This is a genomic window from Ferrovum myxofaciens (assembly GCF_000735045.1).
Taxonomy (GTDB): domain Bacteria; phylum Pseudomonadota; class Gammaproteobacteria; order Burkholderiales; family Ferrovaceae; genus Ferrovum; species Ferrovum myxofaciens.
Genome location: NZ_JPOQ01000035.1, coordinates 15,750 through 32,664, shown reverse-complemented (window position 1 = coordinate 32,664; position 16,915 = coordinate 15,750). Strand labels below are relative to the sequence as shown.

The following is a 16,915-nucleotide window of genomic DNA, read 5'->3' as shown; positions in this document are numbered from 1 at the left end:
CCCTTCTCGTTATCGGGTGACATTGCGTCCTTCTTTTCGTCACGCTTCACTTTACAATTGAGATTCCGACCACGATGGCCACTGTTGCTGCCCCTCCCCCTTCTTTGCCACCTAAATTCGCCAAAGGAAAGAAATGGTTATGGCTGATCGGCATCGTCGTTTTCTTACTGATGTTAGGCCTGTTCCGTCACTTTCGCCAGAATGCTCATGACCCGAAAACCCTCAGGCAACCTGCGCCCACCCCCGTTTCACTGGCTACTGCCCATCAGGCCGACTTTCCGGTCTGGCTGACCGGACTGGGAACGGTCACGCCCGTGTATACCGTCACTCTGAAAAGTCGCGTGGATGGCGAGTTGATGAAGGTTTATTTCAAGGAGGGAGACCGGGTTCACCAAGGGGATCCCATCGTTGAAATCGATCCCCGCCCCTATCAAGTCCAGTTGGCTCAGGCCCAGGGTCAACTGATCCATGATCAGGCCTTGCTGGAGAATGCGCGAATCGATCTCAAACGATACGAGGAACTGATCAAAACGGGCGCCATTCCGGATCAGATATTGGTCACACAGCAAGCGCTGGTGCACCAATACGAGGGTACGGTCACCTCGGATCAATCTCAGGTGGACAACGCCAAACTCCAATTGATTTATTGCCATATCACAGCCCCTGTGAACGGGCGTCTCGGCATTCGACTGGTGGATCAGGGCAACATGATCCTGGCCGCTGGCAACATGGGTTTGGTGGTGTTGACCCAACTGGATCCGATTACCGTGATTTTCCCCCTTCCTCAAGATTATCTGAGCGACATTCAACAGGGGATGAACAGTCCCCTGGCTCCCCTCAAGGTAGAGGCTTGGGATCGTTCCAACCAGCATTTATTGGCCACGGGCGAGTTGCAAACCCTGGACAATCAGGTTGACATCACCACGGGAATGGTCAAATTGCGTGCCCTGTTCGTCAATCATCATGACGTACTCTTTCCCAACGAGTTCGTCAACGCCAGGGTCCGCGTGGCGGTCTTGCCTCAGGTTACCGTCATTCCGGTGGCCGGGGTACAACAGGGGGATCAAGGTCCCTTCGTGTTCGTGGTAGACAATAACATGAAGGTATCTCTTCGCAAGGTCAAAGCCGGTCCAGCCAATGGAGATGAAATTGCCATACTGAGTGGCGTTCGTCCGGGAGAACGGGTCGTGACCGAAGGGGTCGATAACTTGCGTTCAGGAATGACCGTCACCCTCGCTCAACGCGCGTCTTCCATTCCTGCCGTTTCCCAGTGAATTTTTCCAGCCCTTTTATCGATCGTCCGATCGCCACTTCCCTTGTGATGGTGGCGATCCTGCTGTTGGGATTGATTGCCTGGCGTCAACTTCCCTTGTCTGCGTTACCCGAAGTGGATTATCCCACCATCGAGGTCACGACACTTTATCCTGGGGCAGGGCCCGAAGTGATGGCCGGAACCGTAACTGCCCCTTTGGAACGTCAGTTCGGACAAATGGCGGGCTTGACCCAAATGGCCTCCACCAGTTCCGGAGGCGCCTCCGTCATTACCCTCCAGTTTTCATTGTCCCAGTCCATCGATGTGGCGGAGCAACAAGTTCAGGAAGCGATTAACGCTGCCGGTACCTTTCTGCCCACAGACCTGCCCATGCCACCCCTGTATAACAAGGTCAATCCTGCCGATGCGCCTATTTTGACCTTGGCGGTGACCTCCCCGCATATGACCTTGCCGCATCTTCAGGATTGGGTCGAGACGCGCCTGGTGGGCAAACTTTCTCAAGTTTCAGGTGTGGGCATGGTCAGTATGGGAGGGGGATTACGTCCGGCCGTGCGAATTCGGGGCAATCCCACGGCCCTGGCCTTGCGCCGCCTTGGATTCGAAGATTTGCGCATTGCGATCATCAACAACAATGTGGACCTCCCCAAGGGGAGTTTCGATGGCCCCAACCACTCGGTGACGGTGGATGCCAATGACCAATTGCATGATGCCGCGTCCTATCGTCAAGTCGTCATCACCTATCTGAACGGCGCACCGGTCCGGATTGGAGATGTGGCCGAAGTCGTGGATGACGCCGAAGATGTACATCTGGCTGCCTGGAAAAATGATACACCGGCCATCATCGTTAACATTCAACGCCAACCCGGAGCCAATGTTATTCAGGTATCCGATCGGATCAAGGCACTTCTCCCCAAGTTACAGAATTCCTTGCCTGAAAGTGTCAAAGTTGAATTATTGTCTGACCGCACCACCACCATTCGCGCTTCCGTCCACGAGATTCAGTTTGAGTTGATGTTGGCCATTGCCCTGGTGGTCATGGTGATTTTTCTGTTTCTGCGCAGTTTGCCGGCTACCCTGATCCCTGCCTTTGCCGTGCCAGTTTCTCTGATCGGTACTCTGGGCGTCATGTACCTGGCCAATTTCAGTATCAATAATCTCACGCTGATGTCCCTGACCATTGCCACCGGATTTGTCGTGGATGATGCCATTGTCATGATTGAAAATATCAGCCGTTATCGAGAAATGGGTGAAGATGCCCGCACGGCTGCCTTTACCGGATCTCGTCAGATCGGTTTTACCATCCTTTCCCTGACCTTCTCCCTGATCGCCGTACTCATCCCGCTGCTGTTCATGTCGGATGTCATCGGGCGGCTGTTCCGGGAGTTTGCCATCACCCTGGCCGTCACCATCCTGATTTCGGCGTTTGTCTCCCTGACACTCACGCCCATGCTCTGTGCCCATATGCTCGGAGGCAAGGAAGCACCGGAAACAGGGTGGCGCCTTCATTGGAAACAATTTCTTGACCGCCTGATCCAGTCCTACGCGCGTTGGCTGGACATCGCCCTGCATCATCAGGGACTGGTATTGTTCACGGCCTTACTCACCCTGATTCTCACCGCAGCCCTCTACCTTTATCTTCCCAAAGGATTTTTTCCTATTCAAGACACGGGTATCCTGCAGGCCATTACTCAGGGTCCTCAAACTATTTCCTTTGGCGCCATGCGTCGGGAACAGTTTTCATTGGCACAAAAAATTCTGAAGGATCCCGCTGTGGAAAGCCTGTCTTCCTTCATCGGAGTGGATGGATCAAATACCACGATCAATTCGGGCCGTATGATGATCAATCTCAAACCTTTTGCCCAACGGGGAGAGGAAAAGTCCATCCAGGCAATCATGCGCCGCCTGCACGAAACCATGGTCCAAAGCCATAGTGCTCTGGAAGTCTATTTCCAGCCCGTTCAGGACATGACGCTGGAAGATACCCTGAGTCGAACCCAATATCAATTGACACTGGAAAGTCCAAAAATAGCCGAGATCCAGCGTTGGGTTCCCCTTCTTCTTGAAAAAATGCGCCATATTCCGTCGCTTCGTAATGTCGCCAGCGACCAGCAAGATCAAGGAAAACGGATCTTTCTGGACATCGACCGGGACAACGCTCTACGCTTGGGGGTTTCTGTCGCCGCATTGGATAACCTGCTCTACGATGCGTTTTCCCAACGAATCGTGTCGACCATTTTTACTCAATCCAACCAGTACCGCGTAATTCTCGAAAGCGGGCCGCAATTCAGTCAAACCCCCAATCAGTTGCACCTGTTCTATGTCCCCGGTGCCAACGGTGCACAGGTTCCTCTGGATCAATTGGCCCATATCCGGGAAACAACCGGTCCTTTATCGATCCATCATCTGGGACAATTCCCTGCGGCCACCCTCTCCTTCAATCTGGCCCCCCATCAATCCCTTGGGCAAGCCGTGGAAGCTATCGACCAAGCGGTCAACAAGTTGAACTTGCCTCAGAGTATGGAACTCCAATTTCAGGGCGCTGCCCGTGCCTACCAGAAGTCGCTCTCTTCCACGCTGCTACTCCTGCTGGCAGCAGTGGTGACCATGTACATCGTGTTGGGGGTCCTTTATGAAAGTTATATACATCCCATCACCATCCTGTCCACCCTTCCTTCGGCAGCCGTGGGCGCATTGCTGGCCCTGTTTTTGACGGGCCATGATCTTGATATTCTGGGCGTGATCGGCATCGTACTCCTGATCGGTATCGTCAAGAAGAATGCCATCATGATGATCGACTTTGCTCTGGAAGCCCAACGGCACCAAGGGCTATCTCCGGAACAGGCCATCCGGGAAGCTTGTCTGTTGCGTTTCCGTCCCATCTTGATGACCACCTTGTCGGCGTTTTTTGCGGCTTTCCCCTTCCTCTTCGGTTCAGGAATCGGAGCCGAGTTGCGACAACCCCTGGGTTTGACTTTGGTAGGCGGGCTTTTGGTCAGTCAGTTACTGACTCTCTTTACCACCCCGGTGATCTATCTGGCTATGGAACGACTGGTGGGACGTTTGCGCGTACTAACGGGCCGGCAGGCATGAACCTGACCGGAGTGTTCATTGCTCGCCCCATTGCGACAACCCTGTTGACGGCAGCCATCACCCTGGCGGGATGGGTAGGCTTTACCCTCATGCCCATTGCTCCTTTGCCGCAAATCGACTTCCCGGCCATCAACGTTCAGGTAGCGCTGCCCGGTGCCAGTCCAGAAACCATGGCCGCCATCATGGTCACTCCCCTGGAACGAACGGTAGGACGAATCGCCGGGTTAACGGAAATGACTTCCTCCAGTGCCACCGGGATGGCCTCCCTTAGTTTGCTCTTCGACCTCGACCGGGATATCAACGGGGCGGCCCGCGACGTCATGGCTGCCCTGGATGCGGCGCGCAGCTTGTTACCCCCTGCTCTGCCCTTCAATCCGGTTTATCGCAAGATCAATCCGGCAGATGCCCCGATCCTGGTCATGACCATGACCTCGCCGACCAAGCCCCCCGGAGAGATCTATGATGCGGCCTCCACCATTGTCGCCCAACGTTTGTCTCAAGTCGACGGAGTTGGGCAGGTTCTGGTGGGTGGCGGTTCCCTGCCAGCGGTACGCGTTGAACTAAATGCGCCTGCCTTGCAAAGTTATGGCCTCTCCGTGGAGAATATCAGAACCGCAATATCAAACAATAATGTCAATATTCCTAAAGGGATAATAGAAAATACCGAGAATCGGTGGCAAGTCGATGACAACGATCAGGCGAAGACAGCCAAAGAATATCGTCCCCTCGTTCTGGCCTACCGCCATGGAAATCCTATCCGTTTACAGGACATTGCCGAAGTGGAGGACAGCGTACAGGATCTGCGCACGCTCGGACTGGCCAACGGGCAACGGGCCATCCTGCTTATCGTCAGTCGTCAACCCAGTGCCAACATCATCGAAACGGTGGATCGTATTCGTGCCATTCTGCCACGCCTGCAAGCCTCCATCCCGACTTCCATCGATCTCAAGGTGGTTATGGACCGCACACCCTCCATTCGTGCCTCGTTGCATGACGTGGAACGTTCTCTGGTGATTGCCACGGTACTGGTGATTTTGGTGGTATTCCTGTTTCTGGGGGAGGTACGTGCGGCGCTCATACCCAGTATTGCCATTCCGGTTTCCCTGATCGGGACCTTTGGTATCCTCTATCTAGGGCACTACAGTCTCGACAATCTTTCCCTCATGGCCCTGACGGTCGCCACGGGGTTTGTGGTGGATGACGCCATCGTCATGCTGGAGAATATCACTCGCCATATCGAACGCGGGCTTCCTCCTCTGCAGGCCGCTCTGATCGGCGCCAGGGAAGTGGCTTTTACCGTTGTGTCCATGAGTGTTTCCCTGGTGGCCGTATTCATCCCCCTGCTCCTGATGGGGGGTATGGTGGGACGCATGTTTCGCGAATTTGCCGTGGTTTTATCCGCGGCTGTGCTGGTTTCCCTGGTGGTATCCCTGACTACCACGCCTATGCTGTGCGGACGTTGGTTACGTCCCGTAGATCCGCAGCATCGAATTCCCTCCTCAGCCTGGCAGCGTCGATTACACTGGGGAGTCCGGTTGTTCGAACGACTCGAAAATGGGTACCAACGCACTCTGGATACCGCACTTCACCATAAGCGTCTGGTTCTGTTTTTGCTGTTCTTAACCATCGGTCTGAATTTTTATCTCTTTTCCATCGTGCCCAAGGGGTTCATGCCGCAACAGGATACGGGGCGCCTGATCGGTCGGGTTCAGGCCGATCAGAATATTTCCTTTCAGGCCATGCGCGACAAAATGACACACTTCATCCGGATCTGCAATAGTGATCCGGATGCCCAGGATGTCATTGGTTTTACCGGCGGCGAAGCGCGCAATGCCGGTAACGTTTTCGTGGTTCTGAAGCCGGAAGGAGAACGCCATGCCACCTCGGATGAAGTCATTGCCCGTCTGCGCACTCGGTTTAAAGCGGTGACCGGGGCCAGCCTTTACTTTCAACCCATCCAGGACCTGCGCTTTGGTGGTCGCGTGGGTAATGCCCAATATCAGTACACCCTTCAGGGAAATCATCTGGAAGAATTGCGGACATGGTCACGACGTATCCGCATCGCATTGGCCAAATTACCCGAATTGGCTGATGTCAACAGTGACCAGCAGGAACTGGGTCTGGAATCCTGGCTCGAGATCGATCGGGATACCGCGGCACGTCTGGGTGTTGATCCACGCTCGCTGGATCAGGTCCTCAATGACCTGTATGGGCAGCGCATCATTTCAACCATCTTTAATCCACTCAACCAATACCGTGTGGTAATGGAAGCCGCCCCCCCTTATTGGCAATCTCCTTCCATGCTCGAACAAACCTATATTTATGGAACTCATGGCGACATGGTGCCATTGGCTGCCGTGGTCAAGATTCGTCCGGGCAATGATTCCCTGACCGTCAACCACCAGGGACAATTTCCTGCCACCACCATTACCTTCAATCTTCCTCCCGGAGTTTCCCTGGGACAAGCCACGGATGCCATCCATCGTACTTTCAAACAACTGGGCGTTCCTCCTTCCATTCAAGGTTCTTTCGAAGGCACCGCCAAAGTCTTCAAGGACTCTCTGTCCAGTGAACCCCTGCTGATCTTGGGGGCATTGGTGGTGGTTTACATCGTATTGGGTATTCTCTACGAAAGTTTGATTCACCCCCTGACCATTCTTTCCACCCTTCCTTCTGCGGGGGTCGGAGTTGTCGTGGCCCTGCTGATCACGGGGCAGGAGTTCAATTTGATGACTCTGATCGGGATCATCCTGTTGATTGGAATCGTCAAGAAAAATGCCATTTTAATGATCGACTTTGCCCTGCAGGCTGAACGGAGCGAAGGACTGTCTCCGGAAGAAGCTATTCTGAAGGCCTGTGTCAAACGATTTCGTCCCATTTTAATGACCACTTTGGCTGCCATGTTCGGAGCTTTGCCCCTTGCCCTGGACTGGGGAAGTGGCGGAGAATTACGTCGACCTCTGGGTATTGCCATTCTGGGCGGACTGGCATTGAGTCAATTACTGACCCTGTATACCACCCCCGTGGTCTACCTATATCTGGATCGTTTTCGTCAGCGCTGGGGAAAGCGTTTCACCTGGAAACGCATCATTCCGGCCAATTCCATCGCGAGTGATGTATGAAAAATCCGTATCGATGGTCCTGGTCGCTGTCTTCCTTGGTTTCACTTCTGGTTCTGGCATTGTCGGGATGTGAAGTGGGACCCGATTACGTCAAACCCACCTCACCCACGGCCAATAGTTTTCGGGTGCCGGTGGGCTGGAAAGTCGCCTCTACGCAGGGGACACCCATTCCTGCGCGCTGGTGGACCCTGTTTCAGGACACCACTCTGGATCAATTGGAGATCCAGGTGGCCCAGGCCAATCAGACGGTGGCCCAGCAAGAAGCAGCCTGGCGCCAATCCCAGGCATTGGTGCGCAGTACTCAAGCCGGGTTGTTCCCCACGCTGGGCCTGTTCGCAGCCGAATCCCGTAACCGGGCTTCGGCCAATGGGGTGGTTCTGGGCAATGGCCTGATTTACAACAATGACATGGCGGCCCTGCAAGCCAACTGGGTGCCGGATCTGTGGGGATCGGTGCGACGGAGCATCGAGGCCAACCAGGCCTCGGCGCAGGCCGATGCCAACCAGGTGGCCGCTACGTTGCTGAGTTTGCAAAGTCTGTTGGCGGTGGACTATTATCAACTACGCACCGATGATGCCGAATCGGCCCTCCTGATGGAGGCGGTCAAGGCTTATAAGAAATCCCTGGATCTGACCATCAACCGTAAAAAATTCGGAGTGGCTGCGGATACGGATATTCTTCTTGCCGAAAACCAGTTGGAAACGGCCAGGGCTCAACTCATCGACGTGGAGGTTCAACGCAGTCAGATGGAACATGCCATTGCCGTGTTGATAGGAAAAGTGCCTTCACAGTTCAGACTTCCTCCGCTTCCCCTTGGCGAAGGGTATCCCAAGCCTCCCTTGACCATTCCATCGGTTCTTCTGGAGCGACGTCCAGACATTGCCGTGGCCGAACGTCAGGCCGCTTCTGCCAGTGCCAATATTGGAGTGGCTCAGGCCGCTTTTTATCCCAATCTGACCTTGTCAGGAAATTATGGATACCAAAACGCTGCTTACAGTAATCTTTTTGCTCTGCCCAATCAAAACTGGTCTATCGGTTCTCAACTCTTTCAGCCTCTGTACGATGCCGGATTGCGTCTGGCCAATCTGGATCAGGCCCGTGCCGGTTTTGATCAGACCGTGGCCAACTACCGCCAGGTCGTCCTGACGGCTTTCCAGAATGTCGAAGACAATCTGGCGGCAGAGGAAATCCTGACCCGGGAAATCGTGGTGCAACAACGTGCGGTCAAGGCAGCTGCGCGCACTGTCGTTCTGACGGACCAGCAATACCGCTCGGGGACCGTGGATTATCTCAATGTCGTTATCACTCAAACTGCCTTGCTCACCGGGCAAGTCAGCGAAGTCACCTTGCGCGGAAGAGCCTTCGTGGCGGCCGCCCAACTCATAGCAGCCCTCGGAGGGGGCTGGGATGGGGGTGAACCCCCAGTTCAACAAACCCAACAGGATGGGGTACACTGAGGGGATGAGTACGACTTCCCCTTTTTTTGATCTCCATGCTCAGGACTATCTGCGGGTCGCCGTAGCCGTCCCCATTGTGGCTCTGGCACGACCTCTGGACAATGCACAGCGGACCGTGGCGCTCATGTCCAAGGCCGTAGAGCAGGGGGCACGGATCGTGGTGTTTCCGGAATTGGGCCTGACCGGCTATTCCTGTGACGACTTGTTTCATCAGGAGGCCTTGCTCAAATCCGCACTCCACGGGCTGGAACAGGTGCGCCAGGCCAGCAGGGAACTGCCGGTCTTCGCACTGGTGGGGTTCCCCTTGCGGCACCGCAGTCATCTGTTCAATTGTGCGGCATTGATCGGAGGCGGGACGATTCACGGCATCGTCCCCAAATCCTATTTGCCGAATTACCGAGAGTTTTATGAGGCCCGTCAGTTCACGCCCGCGCTCTCGTTTCGTACGGAATGGCTGGAATGGAGGTCTCATCCGCCTATCCCCTTTGGTCCGCGTCTGCTTTTTCAGTGGGAAGAACAACCCCTGGCAACGCTGGCGGTAGAAATTTGTGAGGACTTGTGGGTTCCCATCCCCCCCTCCAGTTTGGCAGCACTGGCTGGTGCCACGGTCTTGCTCAATGCTTCGGCTTCCAATGCCACGGTAGGCAAGGCGGACTACCGGCGTCAACTGGTGACCAACCAATCTGCCCGCTGTTTGAGCGCTTACCTGTACAGTGCAGCGGGGTGTGGTGAATCCACCACCGATCTGGCTTGGGATGGTCATGGTTTGATCGTGGATTACGGGAATATTTTGGCCGAAAGTACCCGCTATACCCCCACGGATCAGTTGATCACTGCCGACCTGGATCTGTTGCGTCTGCATCAGGAACGCATGCGCCAGAATACCTTTGCCCAGGCCTGTTTCCATCATCAGAGGGAACTCGAAACTTTCGATACCGTGCGCATGGCTCCGCTGAAAGACCCCCGCCCCTGCCCCAGGGTGCAACCTGTTCCAACCCGTTTTCCTTATGTTCCCGGTGCCTCTGATCAACGGGACGAACGGTGTGCCGAAGTTTTTAATATCCAGGTCCAAGGCTTGGCCACCCGTTTGCGGGCTACGGGTTTGAAAACCTTGGTATTGGGCGTTTCCGGGGGACTGGACTCGACCCACGCCCTGCTGGTATGTTGTGCCGTGTTGGATCAACTGGGGCTGTCGCGTCAGTGTTTGCGGGCTTATACCCTGCCTGGCTTTGCCACCGGATCAACCTCCCTGGCGTTGGCCCACCATCTCATGAATGTATTGGAGGTTACGGCTGAGGAAATCGACATTCGACCCAGTTGCCTGCAGATGTTGAAAGACCTCGACCATCCCTATGCGCGAGGAGAAGCGCTTTATGATATCACCTTCGAAAATGTGCAAGCGGGCGAACGGACCAGCCATCTCTTCCGTTTGGCCAATCACCACGGGGGATTGGTAGTAGGTACCAGTGACTTGAGTGAATTGGCGCTGGGTTGGTCTACCTACGGAGTGGGAGACCACATGGCGCATTACCATGTCAATGCCAGCGTCCCAAAGACCCTGATTCAGCATTTATTGCGCTGGGCTCAGGAGCGCTCCTTACTGACCCCGGCCCTGGGACCCTTGCTGGAGGAAGTATTGGCTCTGGAAATCTCGCCCGAACTGATTCCGGCCCAGAGGGGACAGATACAGAGCAGCGAGAGTACCGTGGGTCCCTACGAACTGCAGGATTTTTTTCTGTACTATACGCTGCGTTTCGGTTTCCCTCCCCACCGACTGGCTTACATGGCTTGGTGTACTTGGGGCCAGGGGTCCGACACCTATACCTTTACTGAAATCCGTCATTGGTTGGGCATCTTCGTCACCCGCTTCTTTCAGGGTAGCCAATTTAAACGTTCCTGTCTGGCCAACGGTCCCAAAGTGGGTTCAGGTGGATCGCTCTCGCCGCGCGGAGATTGGCGCGCACCCAGCGATGCATCCGCTACCGTGTGGGAGGAGGAAGTCCGGACCCTGCCCACAAACTCCCCTCCCCTATCTCAGAAGGAAGACTGAGTTTGGATCATTTTGCACTTTATGCGGACTTGCATGCTTTGTTGGGGGAATCGGGGCTCTTGACCGATCCTCAGGTAGTCGCCGCCCATAATACGGATTGGCGTGGACGCTATCGGGGGACGGCTCCCTGGGTAGTTCAACCAACCTCCACGGCGCAGGTCATGGAAGTAATCAAAGCCTGTGCCAAAGCAGGGGTCCCCCTCGTTCCGCAAGGAGGAAATACTAGCCAGTGTGGTGCGGCCACGCCGCGCTCGGGCCATCCGGAAATCATTCTCAGTTTGTCCCGCATGAATCGAATTCTCGAACTGGATGCGGAAAATGCAACTTTAGTCTGTGAGGCCGGTGCGATCCTCGCCCAAGTACAAAAACATGCCGAGGCGTCGGGTTTTCTCTTTCCTCTCAGTCTGGCCTCTGAAGGAAGCGCCCAAATCGGGGGAGTGATTTCTACCAACGCAGGGGGAACGGCGGTTCTGCGTTACGGCAATATGCGTGCCCAGGTTCTCGGCTTGGAAGTGGTATTGGCGGATGGGCGCTGCTGGAATGGATTGAAGGGACTACGCAAGGACAATACCGGATACGATCTAAAACAATGTTTTATCGGGGCGGAAGGAACCCTGGGGATCATTACGCGCGCTGTCCTGCGCCTCTATCCCCTTCCCCGTCAGCGGGTGACGGCCTGGCTATCCGTACCCTCACCCACGCTGGCCGTACGCCTATTGCGCTTTCTGCGGGCTCAATGTGGAGACCGGATCTCGGCTTTCGAACTGGTTTCCCATTCCGCCTTGTCCCTGGTTTTGCACCATCTTCCTCAATTCCAGGCCCCCCTCGATCCCCTCCCCGCTTGGTCGGTTCTGGTGGAATTGGAAGAATTTGATGCCCAGGCTCCCCTGCAGGGGTTACTGGAAAAGGCCTTGGTCCTGGCACTGGAAGAACGTCTGTTGGACAATGCTGTACTGGCACAGAGTTTGACTGAAGCCCAGGCCCTTTGGGCCTTGCGGGAACAGATCTCCGAGGCGCAGAAACGGGAAGGAATCAGTATCAAACACGACATCAGTGTCCCCGTCAGCCGGATCCCTGAATTCATCGAACTCGCAGGAAAAAATCTTGAAACTGCCTTTCCGGGCATTCGAGTGGTGTGTTTTGGTCATGTGGGAGATGGCAACTTGCATTACAACCTGTCCTTTGCGAATCCCGAACGTAATCGTACCCTGGTTCCTCAAACGCCTGCTGTCAACCGGATCGTGCACGACGTGGTCAGCGCTCTAAACGGAAGTATCAGCGCAGAACATGGAATTGGTCAGTTGAAAGTACAGGAGTTGGTTCATTACAAAGACCCCGTGGCCCTCGATCTGATGAAAAAACTCAAAATGCTTCTGGACCCTCAGGGACTGCTCAATCCCGGAAAAATTCTGGCCTAACCCAGCGCCAACCATAACATCTGTAGTTTCTTGATCTGGTCGCGCAGAGCCGCCGCCTTTTCAAATTCCAGTTGACCGGCAGCGCTGTGCATCTCTTTTTCCAGACGCTGAAGCAAGGCCTGACGCTGTTTTTCCGTCAGAGCTTCGCTGCCTTTTTCCGGTTCTGCCACTTTCAGGGGAGGTGACACCTCAACCTGTGCATAGATACCTTCGAGAATATCCACAATGGGTTTGACCACGCCGCGGGGAATGATGCCCTGTGCCTGATTGTGCGCTTCCTGCAAGGTACGACGGCGCGCCATTTCATCCATGGCCCGCCGCATGGAATCCGTGGTCCGATCGGCATAAAGGATGGCGCGTCCTTCAAGATGTCGGGCAGCCCGTCCAATGGTCTGAATCAGGGAACGCTCCGAGCGCAAAAAACCTTCCTTGTCTGCATCCAGAATGGCCACCAGAGCTACTTCCGGAATATCCAGTCCTTCGCGTAACAGGTTGATCCCCACCAGTACATCAAATTTCCCCTGGCGCAGATCGCGGATGATCTCCACCCGTTCCACCGTGTCGATGTCCGAATGCAGATAGCGAACGCGGATGCCCTGCTCATGCAGAAATTCAGTCAGGGTTTCCGCCATGCGTTTGGTCAGGGTGGTGACCAGAACGCGCTGTTGGCGCGCCGCAGAGATGCGAATTTCTCCCAGCAAGTCATCCACTTGAGACAGGGCAGGACGAACTTCCACGGGCGGGTCTACCAGGCCGGTGGGGCGAATGATTTGCTCGACCACTTGCCCTGCATGTTTCTGCTCATAGGCCCCCGGCGTGGCCGACACAAAGATGGACTGGGGCATGAGTCCCTCGAATTCATCAAATCTCAAGGGCCGGTTATCCAAGGCAGAGGGCAGACGAAAACCATAATTGACCAGATTTTCCTTGCGGGCCCGATCTCCTTTATACATTCCCCCGACCTGCGGCAGGGTGGCATGGGATTCATCAATGAAGAGCAAGGCATGGGAAGGGAGATATTCGATCAAGGTGGGGGGAGGTGAACCTGCCGGACGTTTTGACAGGTGCCGTGAGTAGTTTTCGATACCTTTGCAGAAACCAAGGGTGTGCAACAACTCCAAATCAAAGCGGGTGCGCTGCTCGATACGTTGCAATTCCACCAAGCGTTGTTCCCGGGCATAAAATTCGATCCGTTCCTGTAATTCGATCTTGATGGTTTCAATGGCCCGCACCACAGTGTCACGGGGAGTCACATAATGGCTGGAGGGAAACACGGTAAAACGCCCCAGGCGTTTCTGCAAACGCCCTGTAAGCGGATCAAACAGGGTCAGTCGTTCCACTTCGTCGTCAAAGAGCGTGATGCGTAAGGCTGATTCGCTATGTTCTGCAGGGTACACATCAATGACGTCCCCCCGCACCCGAAACCCCCCACGCTTGAATTCCACTTCATTGCGCGTGTACTGCATGACGGCGAGGCGCCCCACAATGGCACGCTGATCAATTTTTTCCCCTTCCTTCAGGTGTAAAACCATCTTGTGGTAATCGGCCAGATCACCAATGCCATAAATGGAAGATACAGAGGCCACAATGATGCAATCGGGTCGCTCCAGCAGGGACTTGGTCGCAGACAGGCGCATTTGTTCAATGGCTTCGTTGATGCTGGAATCTTTCTCGATGTAAAGATCCCGGGCTGGGACATAGGCTTCCGGTTGATAATAGTCGTAATAAGAAACGAAGTATTCCACCGCATTTTCAGGGAAAAACTCGCGAAATTCTGCATAGAGTTGGGCGGCCAGGGTTTTGTTATGGGCCAGAACCAGAGCGGGACGTCCCAAACGGGCGATGACCTGAGCCATGGTATAAGTCTTGCCTGATCCGGTTACCCCCAGCAAGGTTTGATATTGCAAACCGAGATTCACTCCTTCGGTGAGTTGCGCAATGGCCTTGGGTTGATCACCGGCCGGGGCAAAGGGCTGAACCAGACGAAAGGGGCTGTTTTCAAAAGTAACAAGCACTGGCATTTCCTGAAAGACAAGGGCATGGAGACCAGACCACCCTGAGTGTCGCATTGTACCCTTGGTTGGTAAAAAACCTCTACAATGGAACCTTTAATTTCTTCTCTTGGCACCATGATCACTCCCTCTTTTCTTACGCATCTTCCTTTGGCTCCGAAAGATCCCATTTTGGGCGTAACTGAAGCCTTCCAGGCGGATTCCAACCCCTATAAGGTCAATCTTGGGGTGGGCGTCTACACGGACGAACAAGGAAAGTTGCCTCTCCTTCGCTCTGTTGCCTTGGCAGAGGACCAGATCAATACTCTCAAAACTGCCCGTGGCTATTTACCCATCGAGGGATTGGGACGTTATGTCCGGCAGGTCCAGACCCTGGTCTTTGGGGAAAACTCACCCGTTCTCCAGGAAGGTCGCCTGGTTACCGTGCAGTCCCTGGGGGGAACAGGCGGCCTCAAGTTGGGTGCTGATTTTCTGCGCTGGTTTCATCCGGCTGCCGAAGTCTGGATTTCTGACCCCAGTTGGGAGAATCATCGTGCACTGTTCGAGGCCGCAGGATTTGTCGTCAAATCCTACCCTTACTACGATCCAGAAACCCACGGGGTAGATTTTGACAAACTAATTCGTACCTTGGAAGGGGCGCCCCGTGGCACCATCGTCGTTCTTCACGCCTGTTGCCATAATCCCAGCGGTGTGGATTTGAATGAGGCGCAGTGGCAAGCCATTCGTGCCGTGGTGGTGGAGCGCGGGTTGATCCCCTTTCTTGATCTGGCCTATCAGGGATTTTCCCAGGGGACAGAAAAAGATGCGGTCAGTGTCCGATATTTTTCGGAACTCCCCATTCCCGTTCTGGTGGCCAATTCCTTTTCCAAATCCTTCTCCCTTTATGGAGAGCGGGTGGGTGCCTTGACCCTGATTTGCGCCAGTCGGGAAGAAGCTCAGCGGGTGCAGTCACAGTTGAAACGGGTGATCCGCACTAATTATTCCAACCCGCCTACCCATGGAGCATCCATCGTAGCAACGGTGCTGGAAGATTCCAACCTGCACCAACTCTGGGAAGATGAGTTGGGGGCCATGCGAAACCGCATTCGATTCATGCGCCAAGCATTGGTTTCGTGCCTCAAAGAGGCTATTCCAGATCAGGATTTTGGGTTTGTGGCAGAACAACAGGGAATGTTTTCTTTCTCGGGACTGAATTTGGCGCAAGTTCGTCGTCTACGTCAAGATTTCTCTATTTATGCTGTGGACTCGGGGCGAATCTGTATTGCTGCACTCAATGAACAGAACCTTGAGCGGGTGGTAGAGGCCCTCACTCAAGTGATCAGAGAAGCACCGGGAATGTAAATTCACAATAGACATTCTCAATGTCTATACTCATTCTAAAATTGTTGTATGCTACTGGCATCCCAAACTAACTCTGGAGGTATTCAAGTGACACACGAACTCATGACCCTGCCCTTTGCCATGGATGCGCTCGCACCCCATATTTCCAAGGAAACTCTGGAATATCATTATGGGAAGCATCATCGAGCCTATGTCAACAAGCTCAATGAACTGATCAAGGGGACAGAATTTGAAGGATTATCGTTGTCCGATCTGGTCAGAAAAACCACGGGACCGACTTTCAACAATGCGGCCCAGGTGTGGAATCATAACTTTTATTGGTATGGTCTCAATCCTCGGGGAAGTGACAAACCCACAGGAGAACTCGCCGCCGCCATCAACAAAAATTTCGGATCCTTCGATCAATTTGCTGCGCAGTTCAAAACGGCTGCCGCCACAAAGTTTGGTGCGGGATGGACTTGGCTCGTGAAGACCGAAGACGGACAGTTGGCCATTCGCAATAGCAATGATGCGGAAAACCCACTGCAATGGAACCAGATTCCTCTCCTGACCTGCGATGTCTGGGAGCATGCTTACTACATTGATTATCGCAACGAGCGACCCCGTTATATCGAAACTTTCTGGGCACTGGTGGACTGGGATTTCGTGGCGCGCAATCTGGAGGGAGAGGGAATCACCTTCTAATAAAACAGGATGTTTCCCCAATTCTGAAAAGCCTTAAGGCCCCTCAACCACCGGCGCACCCCGAAATAAAGGGTTGCTTTGGTGGTTGAGACCGTTCTATGATATCAAACTCCTCGTTTTATATCTTTTTTCATACGCAAAGCCAAACTTCCCACACCGCCCCCATTGAATACTTGGGTGTAACCTAACTGGTGCATGACAGACAAGGCATGACCCGAGCGCGCGCCTGAACGACAGTACAGGATAACAGGGGTGCTTTTATCTTGAATTACCTGATGAACATCATGATTGAATCGATCCAATGGCAGATTGATGGCCCCTTCGATATGTCCCGAAATATACTCCGAATGGGTCCGTACATCGATCAATCGAGCATCGACAGGAAGTTCGGTACTGATCTTGCTATCACTGATAGCGGCCATGAAGTGTGAAAATATTCCCATACGGATTCCTCTGAATTATTTGACG

10 protein-coding genes are annotated in these 16,915 nt (G+C 54.1%); 8 read left to right on the top strand and 2 right to left on the bottom strand.

All coding sequences use genetic code 11. The features are described 5' to 3' along the window. Nucleotides 1–74 precede the first annotated feature (74 nt). From IV91_RS0106485 to IV91_RS0106460, 6 genes are read left to right on the top strand one after another with little or no spacing between them, the layout of a single operon-like run. Nucleotides 75–1,274, top strand: a complete 1,200-nt coding sequence (locus IV91_RS0106485; RefSeq protein ID WP_051862211.1) for an MdtA/MuxA family multidrug efflux RND transporter periplasmic adaptor subunit — start codon at nucleotides 75–77, stop codon at nucleotides 1,272–1,274. Further along, nucleotides 1,271–4,363 carry an efflux RND transporter permease subunit gene (locus IV91_RS0106480; RefSeq protein WP_051862210.1) on the top strand — a complete coding sequence of 1,031 codons (3,093 nt, stop codon included), beginning with the start codon at nucleotides 1,271–1,273 and terminating at the stop codon, nucleotides 4,361–4,363. The genes IV91_RS0106485 and IV91_RS0106480 overlap by 4 nt, the downstream gene beginning before the upstream one ends. Beyond that, a complete protein-coding gene (locus tag IV91_RS0106475) occupies nucleotides 4,360–7,485 on the top strand; it encodes a multidrug efflux RND transporter permease subunit (RefSeq protein WP_031596974.1) in 3,126 nt (1,041 codons plus the stop codon). The genes IV91_RS0106480 and IV91_RS0106475 overlap by 4 nt, the downstream gene beginning before the upstream one ends. Next, on the top strand, nucleotides 7,482–8,942 hold the full coding sequence (locus tag IV91_RS0106470; RefSeq protein ID WP_051862209.1) for an efflux transporter outer membrane subunit: 1,461 nt from the start codon (nucleotides 7,482–7,484) through the stop codon (nucleotides 8,940–8,942). Before IV91_RS0106475 ends, IV91_RS0106470 begins: the two co-directional genes overlap by 4 nt. Before the next feature lie 4 nt (nucleotides 8,943–8,946). After that, a complete protein-coding gene (locus IV91_RS0106465; protein WP_031596971.1) occupies nucleotides 8,947–10,992 on the top strand; it encodes an NAD(+) synthase in 2,046 nt (681 codons plus the stop codon). Between the two features lie 2 nt (nucleotides 10,993–10,994). After that, nucleotides 10,995–12,410, top strand: coding sequence for an FAD-binding oxidoreductase (locus IV91_RS0106460; RefSeq protein WP_035417327.1), 1,416 nt, complete (start codon nucleotides 10,995–10,997; stop codon nucleotides 12,408–12,410). Here the strand turns inward: IV91_RS0106460 and uvrB are convergent. Beyond that, the gene (uvrB, locus tag IV91_RS0106455) at nucleotides 12,407–14,431 is read right to left on the bottom strand and encodes an excinuclease ABC subunit UvrB (protein WP_197456297.1); all 2,025 of its coding nucleotides are present in this window, start codon (nucleotides 14,429–14,431) and stop codon (nucleotides 12,407–12,409) included. The genes IV91_RS0106460 and uvrB overlap by 4 nt on opposite strands. A gap of 108 nt (nucleotides 14,432–14,539) precedes the next feature. On the opposite strand from uvrB, the gene IV91_RS0106450 reads away from it, so the two are divergent. Together IV91_RS0106450 and IV91_RS0106445 are read left to right on the top strand one after the other, a co-directional pair. Beyond that, the gene (locus IV91_RS0106450; RefSeq protein WP_031596965.1) at nucleotides 14,540–15,763 is read left to right on the top strand and encodes an amino acid aminotransferase; all 1,224 of its coding nucleotides are present in this window, start codon (nucleotides 14,540–14,542) and stop codon (nucleotides 15,761–15,763) included. Between the two features lie 87 nt (nucleotides 15,764–15,850). Beyond that, nucleotides 15,851–16,447: a superoxide dismutase gene (locus IV91_RS0106445; RefSeq protein WP_031596964.1), complete on the top strand. Its 597-nt coding sequence runs from the start codon at nucleotides 15,851–15,853 to the stop codon at nucleotides 16,445–16,447. A 104-nt stretch (nucleotides 16,448–16,551) separates the two neighbouring features. On the opposite strand, the gene IV91_RS0106440 is transcribed toward IV91_RS0106445, so the two are convergent. Beyond that, complete coding sequence (locus IV91_RS0106440; RefSeq protein WP_197456296.1) at nucleotides 16,552–16,890, bottom strand: rhodanese-like domain-containing protein; 339 nt, start codon at nucleotides 16,888–16,890, stop codon at nucleotides 16,552–16,554. Between the last annotated feature and the right edge of the window lie 25 nt (nucleotides 16,891–16,915).